Here is a 25,973-nt window from a genome sequence, read left to right on the forward strand (position 1 = left end):
GGCATTCGCTTTATTTTTTGACAATACAGACAGAATCATTCCAATGATGAAGGCGGCTTTTTCCGCAAGGACTTCGGACTTCCTCCATATGGAGAAGAGAAAATCGTATATCGCCGCGCCGTAGGCGAGCCATGTTGAGTCACATTTTGCTGCACAAAAAAAAAGCAGCTGATCCAAGGAATCCCCTAGTTCAGCTGCTTTGTTCGTTATTTCACCAATTGGCCCCGCGTGACGCCGAGCTGGTTGGTCGCTTTCAGTGTCTTCCATACTTGCGTACCGCTGATTCGCCCTTGCAGAGCGCGCTGGTACAAATCGATAACCTCCAGCACCTTGTCCGGGGTTTCTTCCAAAAATTCGACGCGGAACGTCGATACTCCCAGCTCTAGGAAGTTGCTCACATATTCCGCACCGGATTGCTCAATGGCATTATATACCGTATTGCGGCAGCCTTCGTCGACCCTCACCGGATGGGACATGCCGACACGATCTTGAAGCGACACCCGATGATCCTCGCAAGGGCGGCCGCAGTTCGTGTAGTCCGTGCCTTCGCTCATGAAGGTGCAGTAGACGCAGTGCTCCGTATGGAACATCGGCAAGTGCTGATGGATGACAACCTCCAGCTTGGACGTATCGGCTACTTGAAGAAGGTCGACCATCTGCTGGATGTTCAGATCGTACGATGGCGTTACCCGGCTCAAGCCCGCATCGAGGAACAACGCCGCCGTTTTGTGGTTGGCGATGTTCAGCGAGAAATCGCCGATCAGCTCGGGATGGCGCTCGTTAGGGTTCTCCATGCGCTGCTTCATATAATAGTAAACCGCGCCGGTGTTGCGTACGAGAACCGCATCCGGCTGCAGGTTCGTGATGTTCTTGAAATAGCCGGTTTCCCCCGGCATATGAATTCTCGGCGTGGCAAGCGCAATCCGCTTGCCTGCTGCATGCGCAGCTTCCACGGCCGCGGGGAACTGCTTGATGAACTCGAAGTCGGCATAGACCATGTCGACGTCGGTCTTCAACGCCGCAAGTACCTGATCCAGGTTGCGGCACAACGCTGTCAGGCGCGGAGCCTGCGCCGGCTCGCTCTTGGCGGGAGCGTCGTCCAGCACGGCGACGCTGCGCTTGATGTACTGGCGCGGGCGCTGCCGGGCCGCCTCAAGCAGCTCTACCGCGCGGCGGCGCATGCTGTTCAGCTCGCGCATCGGCACGATAAGCGGGCCGTCGAGCTGCACATCGAGCTCCCCGAGCTCGAAGGTCGTGCCGCCGAGACGGCCGAGCTGCTCCTCGAACAGCGCCCGGTCCATCGGGCGCTTCTCCGCCTGGACGAGCGGCAGCTCGGTCTCGACCGACACGGTGTGCCCCGTCAGCTCGTCGGTCCAGCGGCTGCGCAGAGGCTCGCCAAGCTTGCCCGTCACCTTGATCGACACCGGGAAGGTGCGATACGGTTTGTCCGTTTCGAACGTTTGGCGCAGCCGCTTGTCGAGATGCGGATCGTTCGTTTTCCATATCCGGTCGCCTACACGGACCCGGTTCAGGTTCACGTCGTTGCGCCCCGGCACGATCTCGATCAGCCCGCCCGGCGCTTCGCCTTCGAGCTTCACGCCTTTGCGGCGGATGTCATAGACGCGGCCGCCCTCTTCCTTCTTCGTCGGATCTCCCGCATCGAAGCAAATACCGTCGCCGCGCTTCAGCGGCGCTTCCAGCTCGCACACGACGCCGTCTCGCAGCACCTGCTTCACCCGGCCGAGATACACGCCGCGGCTCTTAGGATACGTTCCTTCCACGAGCTGCTTGTTGTTCGTTCCTTTCAGGAAGCCGTACGTGAAGCCGCGCGAGAAGCTTTGCTCCAGCTCCCGCAGCTCTTCCTTCGTCGGCTTCGCATTGCCGTCTTCGAAATAGCGGTCGATCGCACGGCGATATTTGCTCACTACGTTCGCTACATATTCCGGGCTTTTCAGGCGTCCTTCGATTTTGAACGAGGTGACTCCCGCTTCGATCAGTTCCGGCACGAGCTCCAGCGCCGCCAAATCTTTGGGTGACAGCAAATAAGCGATGTCGCCCATCGGTTTTTGCACGCCGTCGACCATCAGATCGTACGGCAATCGACAGGCTTGCGCGCATTCGCCGCGGTTGGCCGAGCGCCCTCCCCACATTTCCGAGGTCAGACACTGCCCGGAATAGGAGACGCACAAAGCCCCGTGTACGAACACTTCCATTGGAAGCTTCGCCTGATCGCCGATCTGTTTGATTTGCTTCAGATTGTTTTCCCGTCCCAGCACAACCCGCTCCATATCGAACGGCTTCGTAAATTCGACCGCTTCAGGCGAAGTGATCGTCATTTGCGTAGACCCGTGGATCGGGAAATCCGGGGAAATATCGCGAATCATTTTTACAAGACCGAGATCCTGTACAATAACCGCATCGACTCCGGCGTCGACACAAGCCTCGATCAGCTTTCTCGCCTCGTCCAGCTCGTCCTCAAACACCAGGATGTTAAAGGTCAAAAACCCTTTGACTCCATACAAATGAAGAAAGGACATAATATCCGGCAGCTCTTCCGTGTGGAAATTGTTCGCCCTTGCCCGGGCATTGAACTTCTCCACTCCGAAAAAGACGGCATCCGCGCCATTAGCTACGGCCGCACGCAGACAATCCCAATCGCCCGCGGGCGCCAGCAGCTCGATATCCGATTTTTTCAATTTCATATATAAATTCCTCCGAATGTTATCGAATGCTATTTCCTTTTGGCTAGCTTCTTAAACTATAAACTGCAATGCTTCAACTATATAGTGTACCAGAAAAGGGGGGCCAAAAGCCAACAACCTAGCATTTGGCAGCAGCAAATAGATTCGGAGGAAGACTGGAAGACTTCATGCTATGAAATCTTGGACCGTTTTTGTCATACTGGCAAAAGAAATGACGGAGAAACCTGAAATCTAGGCTATAAAATAGAAGGAGCCGGCCGGCGAGATCCGCACGGCTACGCGCTCCACCAGCTCTTCGATTTCCGGAAAATGTACCAAATAACCGGGATAACCAAAACCAATACCGCCTCGGCGACCCAAATGCTGACGGCTTTGGCCTGATACATCGCTGGAAGGAAGTTGATCGCAGCATGCAGCACGATTGCATACAGCAGAAAAACCGGCTTGCGCGACCGAATGGAATGAAGCACAACCAAGGATAAAGCAATTTGCAGCAGAAGCGCCACCCCACGCTCCCACATCACGAGCGCAATCATATAAGACGGAGTACCCGTCAGCTGTGACTTCAGCTGGGCTATCGCCTCGGGCGGAGCTTGCCCTGCAAGCATCGGCTCCAACGTTCCGTTATTGAGCATAATGGCAAATACAAGCGATTGAATAGCAAAAACGCCTCCAAGGACAACCGTCTCGATCCCACCATGTCCTATGCCGTAGGCGATGCCGTCCTTTCGCTGATCCGCCCTCCTAAGGAAGACCCGGAAGCCGATGTACCGTCCCAGCTCCTCAAATACACCCGCCGCAAGCGCCCCGTACACGGCGAACAGCCACGGAATGCTCAGCCATTGTGCCGTCTGCGGATTCAACTGCAGCATATACACATGGAGCAGCTTCTCCAAAACTAAAGCAAAGACGACGAAAATCACCATGCCGACCATTAGTGGCTTCCATTGAAATGCCTCTCTTTTATGAAAATAAATACATACTGCGATAGGGAGACACACTGCAAAAACGATTTGCAAAACCATTCCGGCCATGGAGATGGTACTGACCATAATGTTTCTTCACGCTCCTATGAAAAATTGCCGACCTTCGTATTCCTGAAGTCTGATTTAAACGCTTAGAATACTGAACGCAAAATAGTATAAGCCCGGGGTACGGAGGCTGGCACAAACTATCTGCAGCAAGTCTCTATTGAAATAAAAGCCAACCCGCAAGCATGATCCCCGTACCAACGACGGCGATCAGCCCTTCAACGAGAAGGATAGACCGCTTCATAAGCCACAGCACGGACAAATTAAGCAGACTGTGCACAGGAAAGAGCACCGCGGCTAACCAAGGCTCTGCCGCAATCAGCAGCGTGGCCCCAATGTGAAACAAACTGGCGAACAGGCGTTCCGCCACTCCCCATATCGGATGGAGGTGTGCCGTCCCTTGTGCCGCGAGCATCGCTTGTGCTTGCTTCGCCTTGTCGTCCGTTCTCCCCAGCAGTGAGAGCGTAACCAGCCCGGCGATGATCGTATAGATCACCTCGATAGCCGCCCAGCCTTGCCCAATAGACAGCGCCTCAGATAAGGTTGCTGCGGTTAGCCCTAACAGGATCAGGCGGACACTCTCCTCCAGCACTCCAGATGAGCTTACAATGATAGTTTGGGCGGCAGATTGCGGAAGCTTCATGACGAGTGCGGCTATCGGTCCGCGAAGCAGCAATGCAGCAATCCAGCCCGCTGCCCCCAGGCCAAAGGCCTTCCAGTCGATGGCGTGCCCGCCGGCAAACATAAAAGCGATAGCCAGCGCTGCAGGAACCATAATATATAATGGAAGCGTTGCAAAAAAGCGGCTCCGGATCTTCCGGACTTCCTCCTCTTGAAATAACGGACCGGCAGAAGCGTTCATGGCAGCAGCACCTCTTGTCATTATTATCATTATCGATAATGATAATATAGTAATCCTGCCGGAATGTCAATCGGTCTCTGCGTTTGCGATGCGCCCGATCGCCGCCGAACAGCCGACAAAAGTTAACAAAGCCCGCCATCCTATGCTATAATTGCAAGGTAGTCCAACCAAGAATAATTGAGGGATTGTATTGAAGGTCACTAAAGCAAGAATTGCAGGAATCGCAATCGGCGTCCTGCTACTGCTTGCCGTATGGTTGGCCGTCTCCGACAAACCGCTGTCCGTCGGCATGATGTATGTGTCGAATGGCGACAGCTATGATACGGCGGCATACGGCCAGCTTCGACAGTCATTAGTAGCTAATTTGCAGTTGGAACGGCAAGGCATAGAGAACCTGTCTCTTCGGCAATTGAAACGATATGCCTCCGTTTATTTGGATCCCTCCCTACATGGAGCTTTGACGGATAAGCAGCGCGAGCTGCTGCAAAGCTATGTGTCCCAGGGAGGTCATTTGTTCCTTGACAATTCTATGGCCGCGGATTTCCCGTTGGCCTTTATCGGCGCGAAGCAATTGGTCGATCTTACGCCGCCCCAATCCTTTGCCGCAAGTACGGCAAAAGCGAAGACTCCGGGCGCGGAATCGTTCGTCTACCCTGACGTCGAGCTGAATTTGCAGGCGATGCAGCAGCTGTTCCGCCAATTCACGGACAACTATTTGAATCACGACGGCTTGTCCGATCTGCAGCAGTTTTCGTGGGGCAAAGGGATGATTCCTTCTACGGCCGAGCCGATGGTTATGCTGCGCGACACGGCTCTGTACGCCTTGAACCGGTATGGGGAGGGCACTGTCTTTTTCAGCGGCGCCTTGCTTCCAAACCGTTTCTACATTACCGGCTATGACATGAGCAGCGGTATGGACGCGAGCCTTGGCTTCGCCAAGCTGGCGGAAGAGACGAACCGGGCTAAGAAGCCGACTCCAGGCGCTCTGTACTTCGACCGCGGACAACTCCCGCTCGAGCCTTACTTTCACTTCACCTTCTCGGCGGGCAGCGCGCTGTTCCGCAGCGAGTATGCCGCCTTCGTCTCCAAGGAGACGCTCGGGTACAGCGTGAAAAAAGTGCTCGGGCCCTACGGACGGCCCGCCATGTCGCACCAGAATCACTTTGAAGCGATTGAGGCGATCCGCGACGGCGAAGGCATTCAATGGGCCGAGCTGTTGAAGCAGTACAATCAGGTCCCGTCGTTTACGCTCGTCCGATCCTCCTTCCATTGGGGGCGCTGGCAGGAAACCGTCGCGGTTCACTTGAATACGGGAACCAATGAAAAGCCTGCTTTCGTCGGGGAGACGCCGAATTCGTTCTACTCGAGCGGAACGCGCGTCATGGCTGACGGCAAGCCGGTGCAGCTCGCCCTGTATCCGGATTACCGCTCGCTCGGCGATCCGATCCAGAAGCCGTACCGAGCCTATCCGGCTATTGCGGACTTGAACGGCGACGGCAAGCCCGATCTGATCGCGGGCTCGGCCGACGGCACGATCGCCGCTTACCTGGGCCTCGGGCAGCAGGCGGATGCTTATGCCGGGCAATCGCTGCCCGGCGGCGTTCCTGCGCCCGCGGCCTTCGGCAAGCGCGAGCCGCTGCGGCTGACGAACGGGCAGCCGCTCCACACCGATGCATACGCCAGCGTCGCCGCGTATGATCTCAACGCCGACGGCCGGCCGGACCTGATCCTCGGCCTGGCCGACGGCACGCTGGCCGCCGCTTATGGCGCAGCCGGCGGCGCCTTCACGGCCCCCGCCCCGCTCACCGCGGGCGGGAAGCCCATCCGAGCCGAGGCGCCTGTGGCCCCGGCTCTGGGCGACGTCACCGCCGACGGCGTGCCCGACCTGGTGGTCGGGGATGCGGGTGGCGGTGTGACGCTGTACCGCGGCCATCGCGAAGCAGGCCGCGGGGACGGCTCGGGCTCCGGCACGGCCGGGGAGCCCGTTGCCTTCGAGCCGGGCAGCTTGCTGTTCAAGCTGCCTGCGCCTTTCGCCGCGCCGTCGATCCGCGACGTGAACGGGGACGGCCGACCGGACCTCGTGGTCGGCAATGTCGAGGGCGACCTGCGCGTATACTTGCAGCAGGCCGACGGCACGTGGAAGCCTTCCGGGGTGCTGGAAGGCGCCACGACGAACCAGCTCGGGAACAAAGCCCTCGTGGGAGGGCATAACTCCGTACCGTTATGGTACGACTTGAACCAGGACGGCAAAGACGACCTCATCGTAGGCCAGCTGGAATTCGGCATCCCGACGACCGTCGACGATCCGAAATTCCCTTATGCCGAACAGCTGAAGGCGTTTATCGAATATAACAAAGAGCATCATCTGGAGCTATTTCCGCATATTTTCGTGCATAACTTCACGAGCGACGAGCAGGAGAAGGAAGAGATTGCGCTGCAGCGCAAATCGTTCGATACGCTGGGCATTCCATGGAATATGCCGGGAACGAATCAGCATACGTGGCGCATTAACAATCCCGACCGTACGCAAACGCTCAACAATGAACGAGACGCGGGCATTTGGTACAACTTCGGCTTCCGGCCTTCGAACATACCGAACGAGCCGCGCCTAGGCGTCCAGTACAATTGGGGGCTGCCGTTCCTGATGACTGACAACGGCTCAGACGAACCTTCCAACCCGCCGATGCTGCTTGGCACGCCGGCGCCGGTGCTCCGGATCGGAGCGAACTCGACGGAGGATTTGTTCCAGTCGTATATCGATCAGGACATGCCTATCAACTACTTCGAGCATATCGAGTATCATTTCCCGACCCGTGTTGGGGAACTCCTCGAGTTTGTAAAATATTTGGACCAGATGCGGAACGAATACGGTTATAACTTCATGACGGAGCCTCAAATGGCCCGTTCCGTATTGAACGCGCTGACGACCCGTGTAGACGTGTACCGTCCATGGATCGATGCCGTCTTTGATCATTTGAAGCAGCTAGCCGGCATCCATACGGCCCCAACCATCCGCATCCGTCCTGTTACGGACGGAGTGCCGGTGCAAGCAGCCGAATATAAGGGGACTCTTGGTGTAGTCGTCGAACGCGGACAAGCTTATGCCGACCGCCCGGTTTCGACCGATTCCGACGTGTCGGACCTGCGTAATGGCAAGCTGTATATAGGGGTACCGGATCGGACCAAGGTGCGATTCGGCGGTGATTTGAACCGCTCGGACATCCATTTGCTCCGATCCAACGGACCTTACAAGCTTGACAAGCAGAAGGGACAATGGTCGCTCGAGCTGAAAGCGAGCGGTATGCAGCAAATCCAGCTCTGGAGTCCGAAGCCGCTCACCATCGAAGGCGATCAGCTTCAGGTCGTCAAGGATGAAGCCGCCAACACGTATACGGTGACTCATTTCGGCGCTTCGGCGGCGATCACGGTGCGTTACTGACGTACGAGAACCAGGACTGCAGCTTTTCTTTACACAGGATCTATGTTCTATTTAATACGAGAAGATTCCCGCAGAGCCTTGTTACCCTACGCCCTGCGGGAATCTGTCGCGTTTGCATGAGTTGCTTTTACAACTCTGCTCGTCATATTTACATTTTAAAGGAGGAACACCTCATGCAAGACCTGCTTCAGCAACTGGAAGAGCATATTCGTAACCGTTACGAAATCGAATCCGATGATGACGATTTTACGGTTGACGTTCACTTATTCGACTACGGCTATATCGATTCGATCGGCGCTACGGCCCTGATTGCCCACATCGAGAAAACCTACGGCATCCAGGTTACGAATCAGGATCTGATGCTTTATTCCATGAACACGGTGAGAGAAATCGCCGAATTCATTCAAACAAAGACTGCGAGGTAATCAAATGATGGAATGCGTCGTATCCCTGGAGGGACTGGCCTCCAGCCAGCACGGACAACTGAAATACGCCGCCGCCTTTATCGACGAGCATATCCGGGATATCCGGCTGGACAACGATCATATTTACATTACGCATGAATCTCCCAAAGGAAATGACGTCGTCGAGGCGCACGTCCGCCGCTTGATCGACCGTTTCTCCCAAGGCGATTTCGGCTTCAAAGAGAACATTTTGTTCGAGCACAAGGTCGATACCCCTTACGAGGGCGATATTATTGCCGAGCTGGTGGAACGCAAAATCATTAAAGTGCTCGAGCCGGGCTTGTTTATTTTCCGCGAGCCGTTTTCCAGCTTGATGCGCTTTCTTGACTACTCCTTCGTTACCAAAGTAGCCAACCGGTTTGCAGGGGTGAAGGAAGAGTCGTATCCGGCGGTCATTCATTGCGATACGTTGAACAAGACGAATCATTTTACTTCGTTCCCTGAGCATATTCACTTCCTGACGCATTTGCGCGAGGATCTCGACATTATCGAGACGTTCTCCCAATCGATCCGTGATGCGGGAGGCTGGAAAGAGGATAGTCCTCTGGACTTGAACGCTGCTATGCCGAAGCCGAAGTTCACAATGAACCCTTCGACCTGCTACCACTGCTATGAGGGATTGCAGAATGAAACGCTGGAAGGCGACGGACTCATCGTCACGGCCATTTCCAAATGCCACCGGTTCGAATCCCGCAACCATAGCGATTTCGGCCGTCTGCTTGACTTCAGTATGCGCGAGATTATTTTCGTCGGCAAACCGGAATTCGTGAAGGAGCACCGCCTGCAATCCATTGAATACTTGAAGGAGCTTGCGGTGGAATGGAACGTGGACAGCATGCTCGAAATCGCCAACGATCCGTTCTTCACCAACGATTTCCAAACGAAAGCATCGTTCCAGCGTAACCAAGAAATGAAGTACGAGCTTCGCCTGTCGATTCCACATGTTAAGAAGTCGATTGCCTGCAGCTCCGTCAACTTCCACAGCAATACGTTCGGTACGGCCTTTAACATTAAGATGGGCAAACGCAACGCGGTGACCGGCTGTGTCGGCTTCGGGATCGAGCGCTGGGCTTTTGCTTTCCTCGCTCAATACGGTCTGGAAGAAGCGAATTGGCCTGCCGCATTCCGCGAGCAATATCACGCCTGGCAGCAAAAGTCGCTGTAAAGGGCAACCTAAAGCAACTCGGCTGCGCTGTCCTTTCCGGGACGGCCGCCGTGTTTTTTACTACTATTATTCAGATTCCGAGCGATTACATCGGATGTTCATCAACTAAAAAAGATGTGGGTTCTCTTATGAAACTAGCCGCTTTTTTGCGCAAAAACAGCTTTTTGCTGCTCCTCGTCGCTTTGTTTGTCTTATCGGACTTCCTTATCAGCATGTGGGATCCGATGGTCACGTCGCGACGATTTTATAAGAACGATTTTACCAAGACGCTCTTTCACCATAACGGACTGGATCACGGACCGGTGTTCTTCGGCAACTCCGCCGTGACAGGCGCCTATATCGAGAACGAGTCGAAGTCAGGCTTAATTGAGCTCGGTCTTTCTTATGGCAAGCCTACCGACCTGAAGGCGATGCTCGAACAGAAGCTGTTCCATGTAGAGGACGAGCTGGTGATCGGTATCGACGTGCATACGATGATCGATAGTCTGGATACCGACCCGACCTACCAATGGTTCAAGCCATGGTATCAGCCCTACGTGTACACGTATCGCGATTATTTCCGCGATTCCGGCCAGGAGCTGGCCTGCGCGCTCTATCAAGGGCTATTGAAGCAGGATGCTTCTCAACTAAAAGGCTGCACGGCCTACCCGGAGACATTGAAGCTCAGCGAGACGAATCCTTTGGCTTACCAGCCCCGCTGGATCGACAAGGAGCTGTATTTTGGGCAAAAGTCGGATGACGAGCTCAAGAAAAAGTGGGTCGAGTACGATCAGCGATTTGGCTGGATGTCACAGGCTGATTTCAAGGACAATGTCCAAGCTATGGACTGGATTCTCTCCTATGCCAAGGAGCATCAGCTGAAGCTGCGCGTCGTCTGGATGCCGTGGAACAAAGCCTACGAGCTCCCCCGCTACATGCCGGCGCTGAAAGAAGACGTGAACCGCAAGCTAGCTGCGTATAACGTACCCGTGCTTGATGTCATGCAGACGTATGACCGCAAATATTTTCACGATTTGGTTCACTTGAGCCGCCAGGAAGGCGCTCCGGTATTTACGAAGGAGGTTGACGCATGGCTCCTTTCGCTCGCAAAATCGTCGAAGTAATCCTCTATACGGCCATGCTCATCATGGTCCTGATTTACTTTACCGGTAAAGGGCTGTTCATTTACGAAGGGTTCTAAGACTTGGGCTTTCCTTATGAATAGCTCGAAGGAGTAATTACACCTATGTTTTTTATGAATATGAACGCCATTATTGCTATGATCGGCATGATCGTCGTTCTGGCGTTAACCCGTTGGTGGCCGCATAACAAGCGGTACTTGCTGCTGGCCTTCAACCTGTGCTTCCTGCTCTTGTTCAGTAAGAAGCTGTTTCTCTTCTACCTTATTTATACGGCAGCCAACTACTTGTGCTTCCTATGGCTCTGCTATACGAGCAAATGGCGCAAGGGCGGCTTCATCCTGCTTATAGCGCTCAACATAGCCGCTGTATCGGGCATTAGGTTGCTCGGAATGGATTCCCCGGACCACCTGCTGTTCGACGCCGTTATCGCCCTTACGCTTATTTACAACGTGTTGAAAGTGATCGACTCCCACTACTTCGCTTATTTCTTCGGGAAGGATGCCCGCGCCTCCGCGGTCGATTACGCCAACTATATTTTATTCGTTCCGACCTTTACTTCCGGTCCGATCTTGAAATTCCGCGACTTTATGGCCGACGCCAAAAAGCCTTATCAGGTCAATTCCTCTCAAGTGGAGGACGGCGTCAAACGGATCATTCTCGGGCTATTTAAAAAGCTGGTCGTCGTCACCTGGATGACGGATGTGTTTCAGCATGTTCAGCAGCAGGAGCTGCATACGCACCAATCGATCTTTTTGATGGTCTGGTTTTATATTATGCTTTTCTTCGATTTCTCCGGTTACTCGGACATCGCTATCGGGTTCGGCCGTTTGATGGGCTATAACATCCCTGAGAACTTCAAGAAGCCTTTCACTTCTCCGACCTTGACGCAGTTTTGGCGCAACTGGCATGCTACGCTCGGCGATTGGTTCCGCGACCATATTTTCATGTTTTTCTCGCGAAAGGCCCCCTCCAAATGGACGGCTGCCGGCTTATCGATCTTGATTATGGTGCTGATCGGCCTATGGCACGGCTTCGGCTGGATATATTTTTTCTACGGCCTCTATCACGGTGTGGTCATCGCTATCGAGTCACTGCTGGGCAAATCGACCGTTAACAAGAAGAAAGTATCTAAGTCGTATTACTGGGCCCGCTGCGCGCTGACACAGCTTATCGTGACCGTTTCTGTCGTTGTCTATAGCGGCAGCACGGAAACGGTGTCCAAAATATACCGCGGTTTGTTCCATTGGCCGTTTTGAGGCTATAACTGAAAAAGAGTCATTCGTCCCTAAAAATATGGAACGAAGACTCTTTTTATTTTCTAATAGAGGGCCAGGTAACATTTTCCCGTATCCGCTTTGGAATATAAATACGCCTCCGTACCAACGACTTCAATGCGTTCCAAAGCATTCATGTCAAAAGTACTGCGTTTTCCTTCGTCCCCTTTAGTTGCTTTCAACGCCTGGATTAACTGAGGAATCATCTTGTGATCGCTTGAGATGAAAGTAACAGGAATGTCTTTATTATCGAACCAGATTCTCAAGCCGATTCCTCCTTCTCTACAAGAACGGGAGTACTCTCTGCATTGCTTGACGGCACTAAAGCGTTAAACAAGAAATCCATGTTGTTGTCGTTGTTGGGAGATTGCATGACGTTGCAATGAATTTGATTATTGCTGTTAGCCGAAATAAACAGATCGCCGATATGCTGGTACACTTGGTTTTCATCTTTTTTGTGAATATGTACGTTGCCTGATTTCATATCGATATTTAGCGAAATTTGATTAGACAACTCGACCAAGCATGTGGACTTTTTAAAGTGATTAGGGAAACGAAGCCAATGGCCGGAAACCGTTTCAACGATTTGAGTATCTTTCCTGTACATATTTGATCCGTCCTCTCTTCAAAAAGTAATGACATCCCGCGATCGACTGACACCGCCGCAGCTCGGCTTAAATTATGCACCTCCATTCTTCCAGGGATACAACACCCTTACCATTGTAAAGGATAAGATATGCAAAGAAATGGGAACATTGTCGAGACAGTCTGTCGAAGTTTATTTTTTTGATATGTAGACACATTTGCTCTGTGACGTTAAGTTGCACTAGGAGCTTCAGCCAAACAATGCTATAATGATTACGTAACGTACACGCGTACATTTTTCCGGAGGTGTCATATGAAATTAGGAGTATTCACAGTATTATTCGGACAAAAACCTTTCGAAGAAGCTTTGGACTACATTGCATCCAAAGGATTGGAAGCAGTTGAGCTCGGCACCGGCGGCTATCCGGGTAATGCACACTGTAACCCTGACGTGCTTCTTGCCGACGACGCGAAGCTGAAAGAGTTCAAGAAGGCTGTGGAGTCCCGGGGACTGATCATCAGCGCATTGAGCTGTCATGCGAACCCGCTGCATCCGCAAAAGGCGATTTCCCAAGAACATCAAGAATTAATTCAAAAGACGATACAGCTGGCCGAAAAGCTCGAGGTTCCCGTTGTGAACACGTTCTCCGGCTGCCCGGGCGATCACGAGGATGCCAAATATCCAAACTGGCCGGTAGCTCCGTGGCCTCCGGATTATCAAGAAATTCTTGATTGGCAGTGGTCCAACAAAGTCATTCCTTACTGGACGGAAGTCGGCAAGTTCGCTTCGGACCGCAATGTCAAAATCGGACTCGAGCTGCACGGAGGATTTTCCGTACATACTCCTGCTACATTGCTGCGTCTACGTGAAGCGGCTGGCGAAGCTATCGGCGCCAACCTTGATCCGAGCCATATGTGGTGGCAAGGTATCGATCCGGTCCAAGCGGTGCAAATTCTTGGCCGTGCGGGCGCGATTCATCACTTCCATGCCAAAGATACAACGATCGATCCGATCAATGTCAATAAACACGGTTTGACCGATATGCAATCATACTCGCTGATGCTTGACCGCGCTTGGCAGTTCCGTACCGTTGGCTTTGGCCACGATTTGAAAACTTGGGCGGATATCATTAGCGCCTTACGTCTGGTTGGCTATGATTATGTAGTCAGCATCGAGCATGAGGATGGACTGATGTCCGTTGAGGAAGGATTTACCAAAGCGGTGCAAAACCTGCAGCAAGTGCTGATTAAAGAACCATTGGGAGAAATGTGGTGGGTATAACCTCCGCATAAACGACGAAAAGCCCTGACCGTCATGGTCAAGGGCTTCTTTTCACTTGCATGTTCTCTCGTTACATCCGTCCGTTGTATTACAATTTATCCATCCAGTTAAGTACCATTACGGCATCCAAAACTAAAAAGATGATCAAAGCGACTGTACTGAAACCGATGGCAAACACATTTTTCTTAGGAGCACCCAGCAACCGTACAATACCGATCAGAATGATGATCGTAAACAAAATGACAAACGGGTCAAAGCCGGTAAATTTGCTCGCTTGCGCCGCCCCTTCCGCCAAAAACATCGAGAGACCTCCTTCAGTATACAAAAATGCTTATTTTCTATCATATCTTGACTCGTCATGAAGTGCAAGCCATAGATGGGAAGTGTAACAAGTTTGTCAACTTTTGCTGTTTCCTCTATCTTGCATTCTTCATTATCAAGTTATGTACCTTGGAATTGGTTCGGTTGAAGCGTATTCCCCAACTCGCCATGTAACTATAAATTGTCCATTTCTTCAAAAATTTATAACTGACAGCAGAGCGCCATTCAACGATATTCTTACATGGAATGCCTAAAAATAAGCATGACTCCCTCAACTCAAGAGCCATGCTTACTTGCGTGCTGCGGATTCCATGGTGACATCATGCTTTTCTCGCCTAACAGTAAACGGAACAGAGCATCGAGAGCTCCGACTGTAGCCGAGATGCTCTGCCGGGGCAAAGACGGTTACACAGCAGCATCTTCCATCTGCTTCAATCTTTGCTCATAATCTTCGGATCTTGCCTTATCCCGCTCCAGGATCGGTTTCAGGTAGCGGCCCGTGTAAGAGCCTTCCACTTTAATCACATCCTCCGGCGTTCCCGTAGCTACGATCGTACCGCCTTTGTTACCGCCTTCCGGACCTAGATCTATCATATAGTCAGCCGTTTTGATTACGTCTAGGTTATGCTCAATAACAAGCACGGTTTCCCCGCTGTCAACCAGTCTGTGCAGTACCTTCAGCAATCGGTCAATATCATGGATATGAAGGCCCGTTGTCGGCTCATCCAATATATAAATCGTCTTGCCGGTGCTGCGGCGGTACAGCTCCGCTGCGAGCTTCACACGCTGTGCTTCGCCGCCGGACAGCGTAGTGGCAGGCTGCCCAAGGTTCATATAGCCCAAGCCGACATCTAGCAGCGTTTGCAGCTTGCGGTGAATGCGCGGAATGTTTTTGAAAAACTCGCAAGCATCCTCTATCGTCATATCCAATACTTCGGAAATGTTCTTGCCTTTGTACTGGACCTCCAGTGTTTCCCGGTTATACCGTTTGCCTTTGCAAACCTCACACGGCACATACACGTCCGGCAGGAAGTGCATCTCAATTTTGATGATGCCGTCGCCGCGGCAAGCCTCACAGCGCCCGCCTTTGACGTTAAAGCTGAACCGGCCTTTCTTGTAGCCGCGAACCTTGGCTTCGTTCGTCGCTGAATACACATCGCGGATGTCATCGAAAACACCAGTGTACGTAGCAGGATTCGAACGAGGCGTACGGCCGATAGGCGACTGGTCGATGTCGATGACTTTGTCGACATGCTCCAAGCCTACGAACTCCCGATACTCGCCTGGACGTACCTTCGCGCCGTTCAGCTCTTTAGCCAATGTTTTATACAAGAGCTCATTGATAAGCGTACTTTTACCCGAACCGGAAACTCCCGTTACGCAAGTAAACACGCCCAGAGGAAACTTGACGCTTACATTGCGCAGGTTGTTCTCCTTCGCCCCTTTGATTTCAAGCCATTTGCCGTTAGGCTTGCGGCGCGCAGCGCTGATCGGAATAAATTTCTTCCCGCTCAAGTATTGCCCCGTCAAGGAGTGAGGGTCTTCCATGATTTCCTTCGGCGTCCCCTGAGACACGACGTGACCGCCATGAATGCCTGCGCCCGGCCCGATATCGATAATGTAATCAGCGGCCAGCATCGTATCCTCATCGTGCTCTACGACGATCAGCGTATTGCCGAGATCCCGCATATGCTCCAGCGTTTGGATCAACCGGTCGTTATCCCGCTGATGCAGTCCGATGCTCGGCTCGTCCAGTATATATAAGACGCCCATAAGGCTGGATCCGATTTGCGTAGCGAGACGAATCCGTTGAGCCTCGCCGCCGGATAACGTTCCTGCCGCCCGGTGCATCGTCAAGTAATCCAATCCGACATTAACGAGAAATCCTAGCCGCGATTTGATTTCCTTCAGAATAAGGTGAGCGATCTGCGTATCCCGGTCGTTCAGCGTTAACGCTTCAAACCATTCCTGGGATTCACCGATGGACAACGAGGTTACATGAGCGATATTTTTCCCGTTGATGGTGACCGCCAAAGTCTCGGGCTTTAACCGATGTCCTTTACATTTGCTGCACGGCTTGGAGCTCATGTACGTTTCGATATGCTCGCGGATTCCATCGGAGAAAGTATCGCGATAGCGCCGCTCCAGGTTGGTGATGATGCCCTCGAACGCCACCATCGCTTCCTTCTTGTGTCCCATATCATTCTCGTAGCGGAAACGCACCTTCTCCCCGCCGGTCCCGTTCAGCAGCTTCTTCATCTGATCTGAAGTCAGCTCCGATACCGGCACGTTCTGCGGAATGCCATAGTGCTCACACACTGCAGCCAGAAATTGCGGATAATAGTTCGACGTACTGCCTGCCCATGCTTCAAAAGCGCCCTCTTCAATGGACAGCTTCGGATCGGGAACAAGCAAGTCGGGGTCGACGATCATCTTGCTTCCCAGACCGTCACATTCCGGACAGGCTCCGAACGGGCTGTTGAAGGAGAACATTCTCGGCGCCAATTCTTCAATGCTAAAGCCGCACTCCGGACAAGCCAGATTCTGGCTGAACAGCAGCTCCTCCTGCTCCAGCACATCTACGATAATGCGGCCGTTGGCCAGCTTTAGCGCCGTTTCCAACGAATCGGCAAGACGGGACTGCACGTCGCTCTTGACCACAATCCTATCTACTACGACTTCGATATTATGCTTTTTGTTTTTATCCAGCTCGATCGTATCGGATAAGTCCATTACTCCTCCGTTCACGCGTACGCGGACGAAGCCCTGCTTCTGAATATCGGCAAGCAGCTTGGAATGCTCGCCTTTGCGGCCCGATACGATAGGAGCCAATATTTGCAGACGGGTTCTCTCCGGATATTCCATGATCCGGTCGACCATCTGCTCTACCGTTTGGGACGTAATCTCGATTTTGTGATCGGGACAATGAGGACGGCCGATCCTTGCGAACAACAGACGCAAATAATCGTATATTTCCGTAACGGTCCCTACGGTCGAACGCGGGTTACGGCTCGTTGTCTTCTGGTCGATCGATATGGCAGGAGACAGACCGTCTATCGAATCGACATCCGGCTTGTCCATCTGTCCAAGAAACTGGCGCGCGTATGCGGATAACGATTCGACGTACCTCCGCTGCCCTTCGGCGTATATCGTATCGAACGCCAATGATGATTTACCGGAGCCGCTAAGCCCGGTAAGCACGACGAAGCGGTCGCGCGGGATCGTCACGTCGATATTTTTCAAATTGTGGGCTCTTGCGCCTTTAATTACGATGTTATCTCTAGCCACTTTCGTGCCACCATCCTTCTTAATAGAGGCCTGTTTGGAAGAACAGCCTGCCTGAATCAGAAGCCGTCCCTCCAAACCCTCTTTGCTCACGGACCCGACGGTATATAAGCAGCGTCTGTGTCTCGATGAATTCCGCCGTTCCCAATACCTATTAACCAAACTCTATCTATTTGATCAGTATAACCATTATTGCGCTGGTTCAAAAAGCCACGTTATCGGAGGCCGGCAACCTGTTACAGCTCCGCTTTTAGCTCCATCACCGCATCGCGAAGCTCGGCCGCCCGCTCAAACTGCAAGTTTTTGGCGGCTTCCTTCATTTCCTGCTCCAGTCGCTCGATTAACGACATCCGATCCTTCTTGGACATCTTCGCCTGCTTCACATCGGCCAAATAATCAGCCTTCGACTCAGCTACCTTGACCGCCTCGATCACATCGCGGATTTTCTTCTGGATTGTCTGAGGCGTAATCCCGTGCCTCTCGTTGTAGGCGATCTGAATTTCCCGGCGGCGGCTCGTCTCGCGGATCGCTTTGTCCATAGAGTCCGTTATTTTGTCGCCGTACATAATAACCCGCCCGTTGGCGTTCCTCGCGGCCCGGCCGATCGTCTGAATAAGCGACCGCTCGGCGCGCAGAAACCCTTCCTTATCGGCATCGAGAATCGCCACCAGCGACACTTCCGGCAAGTCGAGGCCTTCCCTCAGCAGGTTGATGCCGACCAGGACGTGGAACACGCCGAGCCTAAGCTCGCGTAATATTTGCATCCGCTCGAGCGTCTTGATGTCCGAGTGGAGATACCGCACCTTGATGCCGATTTCTTTGAAATAATCGGTCAGATCCTCGGCCATCTTCTTGGTCAATGTAGTAACCAGCACCCGTTCGTCCTTGCGGATTCGGTCCTGAATCTCCCCGAGCAGATCGTCGATTTGCCCCTTCGTCGGCCGCACTTCGATCTCCGGATCGATCAGGCCGGTCGGCCGGATAATTTGCTCGACCATCTCCGGACAATGCTCCAGCTCATAAGGTCCCGGCGTTGCAGAGATGAACAAGGCCTGCGTCACCTTGCGCTCGAATTCCTCGAACCGCAGCGGACGGTTATCCATCGCGGACGGCAGACGGAAGCCGTGCTCGACGAGCACTTCCTTGCGCGCCCTGTCGCCGTTGTACATCCCGCGGATTTGCGGCAGCGTCACGTGCGACTCATCCACTACGATCAGCATGTCGTCCGGGAAATAATCGAACAGCGTGTAAGGCGTCGCTCCCCGTTCGCGGAAGGTGAGCGGTCCTGAATAGTTCTCGATGCCCGAACAGAAGCCCATCTCCTGCATCATCTCGATATCGTAGCGAGTACGCTGCTCCAGCCGCTGAGCCTCCAGCAGCTTGCCTTTGCCTCGCAGCTCCTCCAGCCGTTCCTCCAGTTCCTTCTCGATATCCACGAGAGCGCGCTTCATCGTATCCTCGTGGGTAACGAAGTGAGACGCCGGGAAAATCGCAATATGATCGCGTTCCCCGAGAATCTCTCCCGTCAGCACGTCGATCTCCGTAATCCGTTCGATTTCATCGCCGAACAGCTCTACCCGCACCGCATGCTCGCTGTGAGATGCCGGGAATATCTCCACAACATCGCCGCGAACCCGGAACGTTCCGCGGACGAAGTTCATATCGTTGCGCTGGTATTGGATATCGATCAGCCTGTGCAATATTTCGTTGCGTGAACGCTCCATGCCAACGCGCAAAGACATGACCAGATTGCGGTACTCCATAGGAGAACCCAAGCCGTATATGCAAGACACGCTCGCGACAATGATGACGTCCCGGCGCTCGAACAGCGCACTGGTCGCAGAGTGACGGAGCTTGTCGATTTCATCGTTAATGCTGGAGTCTTTTTCAATGAAGGTATCTGAGGAAGGAATGTAAGCCTCTGGCTGGTAATAGTCGTAGTAGCTGACGAAATACTCGACGGCGTTGTTGGGGAAAAACTCCTTCAGCTCGCTGCATAATTGCGCGGCCAAAGTCTTGTTGTGTGCTATTAACAGCGTCGGCCGATTCAGCTGAGCTATGACTTGAGCCGCAGTAAACGTCTTCCCTGTCCCCGTCGCCCCGAGCAGCGTCTGATGCTTCTTCCCTTCGCGGATACCGGCCACCAGCTTCTCTATAGCCTTTGGCTGGTCCCCTTGCGGAGAAAATTCGGACACCAATTCAAATCGTTTGTCACTCATGACCACTTCGTTCATTTTCATCACCCGTCCGTTGAAAAAGATCATTATCTATAAACTTTTGTATCCGTGTTTCCGATAAATACTATGCGTCATACGACGCAAGTTGACTCCGTTCGACTTTTTCCACTATAGGAATGTTTGTTCCCATACATTATACCTTTTTTCAGCTTTTGTTGCAAACGTATAATCTTCCTTTTATTGTATTTCAGCATCGGCCGAAAGAACGGGACTACACTTGAAAAACACATTATATCTATTCGAACTAGGGGTGGTACAAAGGTGGATTTAACAACGATTATAGGTCTCGTAGTAGGCTTGGGCGCCTTGATTGGCGGCTATCTTTGGGATGGTGGGCATCTCTCCGCTTTGATTGTTCCGAGTGCGATGCTGATCATTTTCGGAGGTACGGCGGGAGCTATTCTCATCAGCTTTCCGATGAATAGACTGAAGGAGCTTGGCAAAGCGCTCAAGATGGCGTTCACCGAAACGAAACGCGATCCGGGAGTCATTATTGATGAGCTTGTCGACATGGCCTCGGTTGCCAGAAGAGAAGGCGTGCTGGCTCTGGAGCAGCGTGCGCAGGAGCACCCGAACAGCTTTTTGCGCGACGGACTGATGATGGTCGTAGACGGAACCGATCCGGAGCTGACCCGTCAAATTCTCGAGCTGGAGATGGATGCGCTGGAGCATCACCATGAGGGCTGGGCCAAAATATTCGAATCCGCCGGCGGCTTTGCGCCTTCCATGGGTATCATCGGTACAGTAATGGGTCTGATTCACGTTCTGGGTAATCTTTCCGATCCGGGTACGCTGGGACCGGCTATTGCGGTTGCCTTCACGGCGACGCTGTACGGGGTTTCCTCGGCGAACGTCATTTACCTGCCTATCGCACAAAAAATTAAAATTCGCAGCAAGGAGCAAATTTCCGAGATGGAACTGATGCTCGAAGGGATTTTGGCTCTGCAAGCGGGCGAAAATCCACAGCTGATCAAAAAGAAATTGAACTCCTTCCTGCACCAGGACCATAAGAAAGCGGAAGGCGAAGGTGATACCGGTGGCGAGGAAAAATAAAAAACATGCGGAACATGAAAACCATGAACGCTGGCTTATCACCTATGCCGACTTGATTACGCTGCTGCTTATTTTCTTCGTTATCATGTATGCCATGAGCAAGATCGACAATGAGAAATATCAGGTTCTTGCCTCCGCACTGAGCTTCGAGTTTAAGAAGGCCGAATCCGTGCTGCCGCAAGGCGAAGGTGTCCTCGGCCGTGTCAGCACCGCCAAAGCGCAGGACGGAGAGAAGACGGAGAACGACGACAAGGAAAAGAAAGAACGCGAGGAACGGGAATATCGCGAAAAGCAGCTGGAGGACCTGCTTGAGAAAATTCAGCAGTATATTCAGCAGCAAAACCTGCAGGCCCAAGTATTCGCCGCCGATACGCCACGCGGGATAGCGGTAACGCTGAACGACTTGTTCTTGTTTGATCTCGGCAAAGCGGATCTGAAGAAGGACGCGTACCCGATTTTGAATCAGCTGGCCAGCTTGTTCCCTACGCTGGATGCGACGATCAGCATCGAAGGACATACGGATAATCTTCCGCTGGCCACGGGCTCCCTGTATAAAGATAACTGGGGACTGTCCAACGAGCGATCGCTATCCGTACTGCGCTACTTTGTCTATAATAACGGGCTGGATCCTAAAAAGTTCATCTCCACAGGCTATGCGGACACCCGTCCGGTGGCGGAGAACAACAGTGTAGAAAACCGCTCAAAAAACCGCCGCGTCGAAATCGTCGTGCTGCGTGAAAAGAACTAATAGTCTTATACCAATGAGAAAAAGCTGTCGGAACCCGTATCGAACGGTTTCGGCAGCTTCTTTATTCGGGCGTCATCAGCGCTCCAATATCGTATTACATCGACTTGCTCCCGGGCTTTCTGCTAAGCAAGCCCACCAAGTTTTTCTTCATATACGAGATAATATGTGTTTGCTTCTCTTCCGCGTAGTACATCGCATGCTGATCCGGCGCCAGCAAGATGCCGAGCTGATGATGCTCGCCGGAGAACATGGCCCGCTTCAGAAACTTGCTCTCGCCCTGCAAATTCAGCACTTCTAGCTTGCAAAAGGCGGAATTGACCTGCATCGCCTGATGCAGCTCTTCCTTCGTGCGTACCGCGATCCCGTTCACCTTGTGGATGATCTCGCCCGCCTCGATTTCCATCTCTTCGGCCGGGCTGCCCGGCAATACGGCTAGCACCATAAGCCCGCGCTGGTCATGGACAAATACCGGAGTGCGCCTGGATTCATCCCAGCGGCTGTAGAACAGAAGGCCTTCATGCAGCAGAATAGTAAGCAGTGCCGACAACAGCGTCATGATCGGCCACTGATGCGCCATCACGGCAAGCAGCAGAACGACGACCGAATACAGCATCAATTGCCTTGCCGTCATGCGAACCTTGTCCCTCGGAAGGCGGGACATCGTCATTTCGGCGAAACCGATCATGACCGGGAAGCCGACGATCGTCCAGCCGCCGCCCCACAGATCGCCGCCGAGAAGCGGCGTCCACGGGAGGGAGACATCGCTGCCTCCTTGAAGCGGTACCAGCAGGAACAGCGCAACCGGCCAGAAGCCCTGCAAATGGTAGCCTCCGACGATTTTCCCCCGCTTGCTTTCGTAAAACATCGGCGTCCCGGTCCTTGTCCCTTGTACTCGGACAAATAAGGCTTCGACCAGGTGAAGCACAGCGACAAGAGCAAGCATAGCCGGCATATGTATTCCCAATAGCGGCTTCACGAACCATGCAGGCAGCACCCCCGGCAAACCCGGGATGGACCCAATAAGTACTTGCAGGATGCCTATCGCCCCGACGGCATAGGCCCAACACATGAAACGAACGCGGAAGAAAATGAACAACAGTGATGCGATCCACAACAGAAGAACGGCTTGCGGCTGAATCGTCGCTCCTACGACAGCCATCAGTACCGAAGCGATCAAGCCTCCGATCCATCCCCACAGCAGGCTTCGCCACGTCTCCGCTACAAGCGAATGGAGCTTCGTATGGAACAATTTGCGTTCAAATAAGATTTGCCGCCGATATTGAAGTACGATAAATAAAATCCCTACATAATAAAACGGATGAGTAAGTAACTGCAGCAGGGCATATAGCCCTTGCTGTGCAATTTCCATGAACACGGCCATTGGGCTGCTCCTTCGCAAATGAGGGTGGAAATAAAAAAAGATTCAGAAAGGCGGCGCGAGGCCAACCTTTCTAAATCTTTCGACATCTATAGCTTCATTTCCTTCCGCTTCCCGATTTTTCCATCGGCGTCGGAACTTACTTAATAACCGATTGAAGATGCTGAACCGCTGCTTTCAGCTGTTGATCGTTCTTAGGATCGCGGATGGCCTCCACAATCGCTTTCTCCAGACGGTTCGCCGTATCCGTATCGACTTCTCCGGTTGTTGGGATGTTCTGCTGCTTCTGGAACGTCTTAACCGCTGCCGCCGTCTTCTCGCTGAAATACCCGTCCATACGGTCGGGATTCAAGCCTAGGCCGCTCAGCATGATTTGCAGATTTTTCACATCGTCGCCCGTCGTATCCGGCTTCAGCGTCGCTTTCTTCGTCAATGGAGCCACCTTGAAGAAAGCAGGCTGGTCGATGGCTATATCAGGAGCGATGCCTTGTTTATGAATCCAAGTACCGTTTGGCGTCAGCCATTTGTATACGGTCATTTTGATATTGCTGCCATCGCCCATTTCCTTCTCAAACGGCACCTGTACAGTACCCTTACCAAAGGTCGTTTCGCCGACCAGCTTACTGCCTACGGAATCGTGCAAGGCTCCCGCCAATATTTCCGAGGCGCTGGCGCTGCCTTTGTTGATCAGCACGGTAACCGGATAATTTTTGCCGCTGCCTTGGGAAGGCGTATCCTCCTGCTTGCCTTGGCGGTCTTCGATCTTGACGATCGGCTTGCCCTTCGGCACGAAAGGCTCGACAATCTCGACCACAGCCTGCAGCAGGCCCCCTGGGTCATTGCGCACGTCGATGATGAGACCTTTCATGCCTTTCGATTCCAGCGTCGAAAGCTCATCCTTGAACCGTTTGGCCGTATTCGTGGAAAACTGGCGAATCTCGATTTTGCCGATGTTGCCCTGCAGCATTTCGGCATATACCGTTTCCACATCGATGTCGTCGCGGACAACAATCATCGTAATCGGCTCCGTCGTGCCCGAACGCAAAATTTCAAGCTTCGCCTGTGTCCCTTTCGGACCGCGGATTTTCATAATCGCCTGATTCAAGGTCAGCCCGTCCAGCTTTTCGCCGTTAACCGATACGATAACGTCTTTGGCGTGGAGTCCCGCTTTTTCAGCCGGCGAGCCTTTGATCGGCGCTACGATCGTTACTTTGCCGTCATCGGACGATACCTCCGCCCCGATACCCTGGAACGACGAAGTAATGCTCTCGTCGAACTGCTTCGCTTCGTTCTGGTCCATATAGACGGTGAACGGATCGTCGAGCGTCGCCAGCATGCCGTTGATAGCTCCGTTGACGACCTTTTCATGATCGACCTCGGATAAAAACTTGTTCTGAATCAGCTGATACGTCGTCGATATTTTGTTCAGATCCTTGGCGGTCAGACCGGAATTGCCGGTTGCTCCCCCGTCCTTGCCTACTGCCGTCAACATCGACGGATTCACAATCGTAAGCGTCATAATGCTGCTGGCGAACATAGCCAGCAAAATAAATGCCAAAACCGTGCGTCCCTTAAATTGCATCGTCTTCTTTTACACCGCCTTTGCTACTGCCTGAATGAACTCGTCTTTATCTGAGGTGAGCCAAAAAGTCCCGCTAGCAGCGGGCCATCTTAGAACTCGTCACTGTAGTATATGACAAGCTATTTGAAATTATTAACAGCGGTTTACTTCAAATAGGGCTTGGGATCCACCGGATCCTCGTTAATACGTACTTCAAAGTGCAGATGATTGCCGGTGGACTCGCCGGTAGAGCCGACTTCGGCAACTTTTTGGCCGCGCTTCACGTGGTCCCCTTTCTCCACTACCGTGCCTCCGTTGCGAATATGCCCGTACAAGGTCCAATATCCGTTCCCATGGTCGATGATGACGGTATTGCCGTACCCGCTCCACCAGGAAGCAACGATGACCTCCCCTTCCTCTGCGGCTAGGATGCTCGTACCGTTCGGGGACGCAAGATCGATGCCCTTATGCAGCTTCTTCTTGCCCGTGAACGGGTCGGACCGGTAGCCGAAGTCGGACGACATCGGCGAGACTTTGGCGAGAGGATAGCCGAATCGGCCACCGGAAAAAGCAGGCGTCTGTGCCGCCGGGGCTCCTCCGCCGCTGCTACCGCTTCCGCCGCCGTTAGCCTTCGCTTTGGCTGCAGCCGCTGCAGCAGCCGCAGCGGCTTCGGCCGCCGCCGCTTTCCGCTTATCCGCCGCCAGTGCGGATGATTTGCGCGCGTACGCGAGGAGCTGCTGCTCCTGGTCTTCGCTAATGTCCTCAAGATCTTTTTCCTTCTTGTCCAAGCTTGCGATCTTGACTTCCTTTTCCTTCTCTTTAGCCAAAAGCTCCGCCTTCATGGCAGCTCGCTGGGCATAGAGATCGCTTACCTGCTTCAGCTCCTGCTCGATTTGCTTCTGCTTGGCCTCTTTGGCCTCCTGATCACGGCGGTTGGCCTCCAGTATTTCCTTATCCTGAGCTACAATCGCTTTGAGCGCATTCATCCGGTCCAGAAAGTCGCCGAAGCTGGTAGAGCTTAGCAGAACATCCGCATAAGAGACTGCGCCGTTCATATACATCAGACGAAGCCTTGACTTGACGAGCACATCGCGAGCCTCGATCTGCGCTTTGACTTCGTCCAGCTGCTTCGCATTATCGTTCAATTGATCCTTCGTTGTGGATATGGTGTTGTCCAATTCATTCATTTTGAGATTCTCGGCCTCAATCTGCTTGACTAAGGCTTTGACCTCGGCCTCGGTCTGCTGCTTTTCCTGAGTGACCTGCTTCATCTCGTTTTGCGTCTCGTTGGCTTTTTGCTGCGCTGCAGACTGCTGCTTTTTCAATTGATCCAGCTGCTGCTGAATTTTTTGCGATTCGGATAAAGCGTAGCTTTGCTGCGGCAAGAGCATCGTACCCGCCACACCCGCCGTTACGACCAGTGACAGAAGAGATTTCTTCAACTTTCGTTTCCTCCCCAACCAGA

The 25,973-nt window shown here is 53.0% G+C and carries 20 protein-coding genes; 9 read left to right on the forward strand and 11 right to left on the reverse strand.

What is annotated here, in order from left to right:
- Positions 1–206 precede the first annotated feature (206 nt).
- The 3 genes from DVH26_RS36245 to DVH26_RS36255 all read right to left on the reverse strand — a co-directional run bounded on the left by DVH26_RS36245 (position 207) and on the right by DVH26_RS36255 (position 4,595).
- Positions 207–2,702, reverse strand: a complete 2,496-nt coding sequence (locus tag DVH26_RS36245) for a U32 family peptidase (protein WP_239630426.1) — start codon at positions 2,700–2,702, stop codon at positions 207–209.
- 275 nt (positions 2,703–2,977) lie between these two features.
- Positions 2,978–3,754, reverse strand: a complete 777-nt coding sequence (locus DVH26_RS36250) for a YhfC family intramembrane metalloprotease (RefSeq protein ID WP_239630427.1) — start codon at positions 3,752–3,754, stop codon at positions 2,978–2,980.
- Between the two features lie 136 nt (positions 3,755–3,890).
- On the reverse strand, positions 3,891–4,595 hold the full coding sequence (locus tag DVH26_RS36255) for a hypothetical protein (protein ID WP_239630428.1): 705 nt from the start codon (positions 4,593–4,595) through the stop codon (positions 3,891–3,893).
- Between DVH26_RS36255 and DVH26_RS36260 the strand changes: the two genes are divergently transcribed.
- The 6 genes from DVH26_RS36260 (at position 4,594) to DVH26_RS36285 (ending at position 12,040) form a co-directional block, all read left to right on the forward strand.
- Entirely contained in the window at positions 4,594–4,746 is a 153-nt protein-coding gene (locus tag DVH26_RS36260) for a hypothetical protein (RefSeq protein ID WP_239630429.1), read from the forward strand. The two genes, DVH26_RS36255 and DVH26_RS36260, sit on opposite strands and share 2 nt — an antisense overlap.
- Positions 4,747–4,785: 39 nt before the next feature.
- The gene (locus DVH26_RS36265; RefSeq protein ID WP_239630430.1) at positions 4,786–8,034 is read left to right on the forward strand and encodes an FG-GAP repeat domain-containing protein; all 3,249 of its coding nucleotides are present in this window, start codon (positions 4,786–4,788) and stop codon (positions 8,032–8,034) included.
- 173 nt (positions 8,035–8,207) lie between these two features.
- Positions 8,208–8,459 carry an acyl carrier protein gene (locus DVH26_RS36270; protein WP_239630431.1) on the forward strand — a complete coding sequence of 84 codons (252 nt, stop codon included), beginning with the start codon at positions 8,208–8,210 and terminating at the stop codon, positions 8,457–8,459.
- A gap of 7 nt (positions 8,460–8,466) precedes the next feature.
- Positions 8,467–9,663 carry a class-II aminoacyl-tRNA synthetase family protein gene (locus tag DVH26_RS36275; RefSeq protein WP_345774083.1) on the forward strand — a complete coding sequence of 399 codons (1,197 nt, stop codon included), beginning with the start codon at positions 8,467–8,469 and terminating at the stop codon, positions 9,661–9,663.
- Between the two features lie 128 nt (positions 9,664–9,791).
- Positions 9,792–10,766 (forward strand): SGNH/GDSL hydrolase family protein, encoded by a 975-nt coding sequence (locus DVH26_RS36280; RefSeq protein ID WP_239630433.1) that lies wholly within the window; start codon positions 9,792–9,794, stop codon positions 10,764–10,766.
- A 122-nt stretch (positions 10,767–10,888) separates the two neighbouring features.
- Complete coding sequence (locus DVH26_RS36285; protein WP_239630434.1) at positions 10,889–12,040, forward strand: MBOAT family O-acyltransferase; 1,152 nt, start codon at positions 10,889–10,891, stop codon at positions 12,038–12,040.
- 62 nt (positions 12,041–12,102) lie between these two features.
- On the opposite strand, the gene DVH26_RS36290 is transcribed toward DVH26_RS36285, so the two are convergent.
- Positions 12,103–12,324, reverse strand: coding sequence for a hypothetical protein (locus tag DVH26_RS36290; protein ID WP_239630435.1), 222 nt, complete (start codon positions 12,322–12,324; stop codon positions 12,103–12,105).
- Positions 12,321–12,665, reverse strand: coding sequence for a hypothetical protein (locus DVH26_RS36295; RefSeq protein WP_239630436.1), 345 nt, complete (start codon positions 12,663–12,665; stop codon positions 12,321–12,323). Before DVH26_RS36295 ends, DVH26_RS36290 begins: the two co-directional genes overlap by 4 nt.
- A 291-nt stretch (positions 12,666–12,956) precedes the next feature.
- On the opposite strand from DVH26_RS36295, the gene DVH26_RS36300 reads away from it, so the two are divergent.
- Positions 12,957–13,925, forward strand: a complete 969-nt coding sequence (locus DVH26_RS36300) for a sugar phosphate isomerase/epimerase family protein (RefSeq protein WP_239630437.1) — start codon at positions 12,957–12,959, stop codon at positions 13,923–13,925.
- Between the two features lie 88 nt (positions 13,926–14,013).
- Here DVH26_RS36300 and DVH26_RS36305 read toward each other — a convergent pair whose 3' ends face one another.
- From DVH26_RS36305 to uvrB, 3 genes are all read right to left on the reverse strand, one after another.
- Positions 14,014–14,226 carry a hypothetical protein gene (locus DVH26_RS36305; RefSeq protein WP_239630438.1) on the reverse strand — a complete coding sequence of 71 codons (213 nt, stop codon included), beginning with the start codon at positions 14,224–14,226 and terminating at the stop codon, positions 14,014–14,016.
- A gap of 425 nt (positions 14,227–14,651) precedes the next feature.
- The gene (uvrA, locus tag DVH26_RS36310; protein WP_239630439.1) at positions 14,652–17,534 is read right to left on the reverse strand and encodes an excinuclease ABC subunit UvrA; all 2,883 of its coding nucleotides are present in this window, start codon (positions 17,532–17,534) and stop codon (positions 14,652–14,654) included.
- Positions 17,535–17,767: 233 nt separating this feature from the next.
- On the reverse strand, positions 17,768–19,765 hold the full coding sequence (gene uvrB, locus DVH26_RS36315) for an excinuclease ABC subunit UvrB (protein ID WP_239630440.1): 1,998 nt from the start codon (positions 19,763–19,765) through the stop codon (positions 17,768–17,770).
- 264 nt (positions 19,766–20,029) lie between these two features.
- Between uvrB and DVH26_RS36320 the strand changes: the two genes are divergently transcribed.
- Both DVH26_RS36320 and DVH26_RS36325 read left to right on the forward strand, forming a co-directional pair.
- Positions 20,030–20,821 (forward strand): flagellar motor protein, encoded by a 792-nt coding sequence (locus tag DVH26_RS36320; protein ID WP_239630441.1) that lies wholly within the window; start codon positions 20,030–20,032, stop codon positions 20,819–20,821.
- A complete protein-coding gene (locus DVH26_RS36325) occupies positions 20,805–21,569 on the forward strand; it encodes a flagellar motor protein MotB (RefSeq protein WP_239630442.1) in 765 nt (254 codons plus the stop codon). The genes DVH26_RS36320 and DVH26_RS36325 overlap by 17 nt, the downstream gene beginning before the upstream one ends.
- Before the next feature lie 94 nt (positions 21,570–21,663).
- Here DVH26_RS36325 and DVH26_RS36330 read toward each other — a convergent pair whose 3' ends face one another.
- From DVH26_RS36330 to DVH26_RS36340, 3 genes are all read right to left on the reverse strand, one after another.
- Positions 21,664–22,950 (reverse strand): PDZ domain-containing protein, encoded by a 1,287-nt coding sequence (locus DVH26_RS36330; protein WP_239630443.1) that lies wholly within the window; start codon positions 22,948–22,950, stop codon positions 21,664–21,666.
- A gap of 136 nt (positions 22,951–23,086) precedes the next feature.
- Entirely contained in the window at positions 23,087–24,529 is a 1,443-nt protein-coding gene (locus DVH26_RS36335) for a S41 family peptidase (RefSeq protein WP_239630444.1), read from the reverse strand.
- 143 nt (positions 24,530–24,672) lie between these two features.
- Positions 24,673–25,950, reverse strand: coding sequence for a murein hydrolase activator EnvC family protein (locus tag DVH26_RS36340; protein ID WP_239630445.1), 1,278 nt, complete (start codon positions 25,948–25,950; stop codon positions 24,673–24,675).
- Positions 25,951–25,973 lie beyond the last annotated feature (23 nt).

Origin of the sequence: Paenibacillus sp. H1-7, from assembly GCF_022354825.1 — a bacterium.
Classification (GTDB): Bacteria; Bacillota; Bacilli; order Paenibacillales; family NBRC-103111; genus Paenibacillus_S.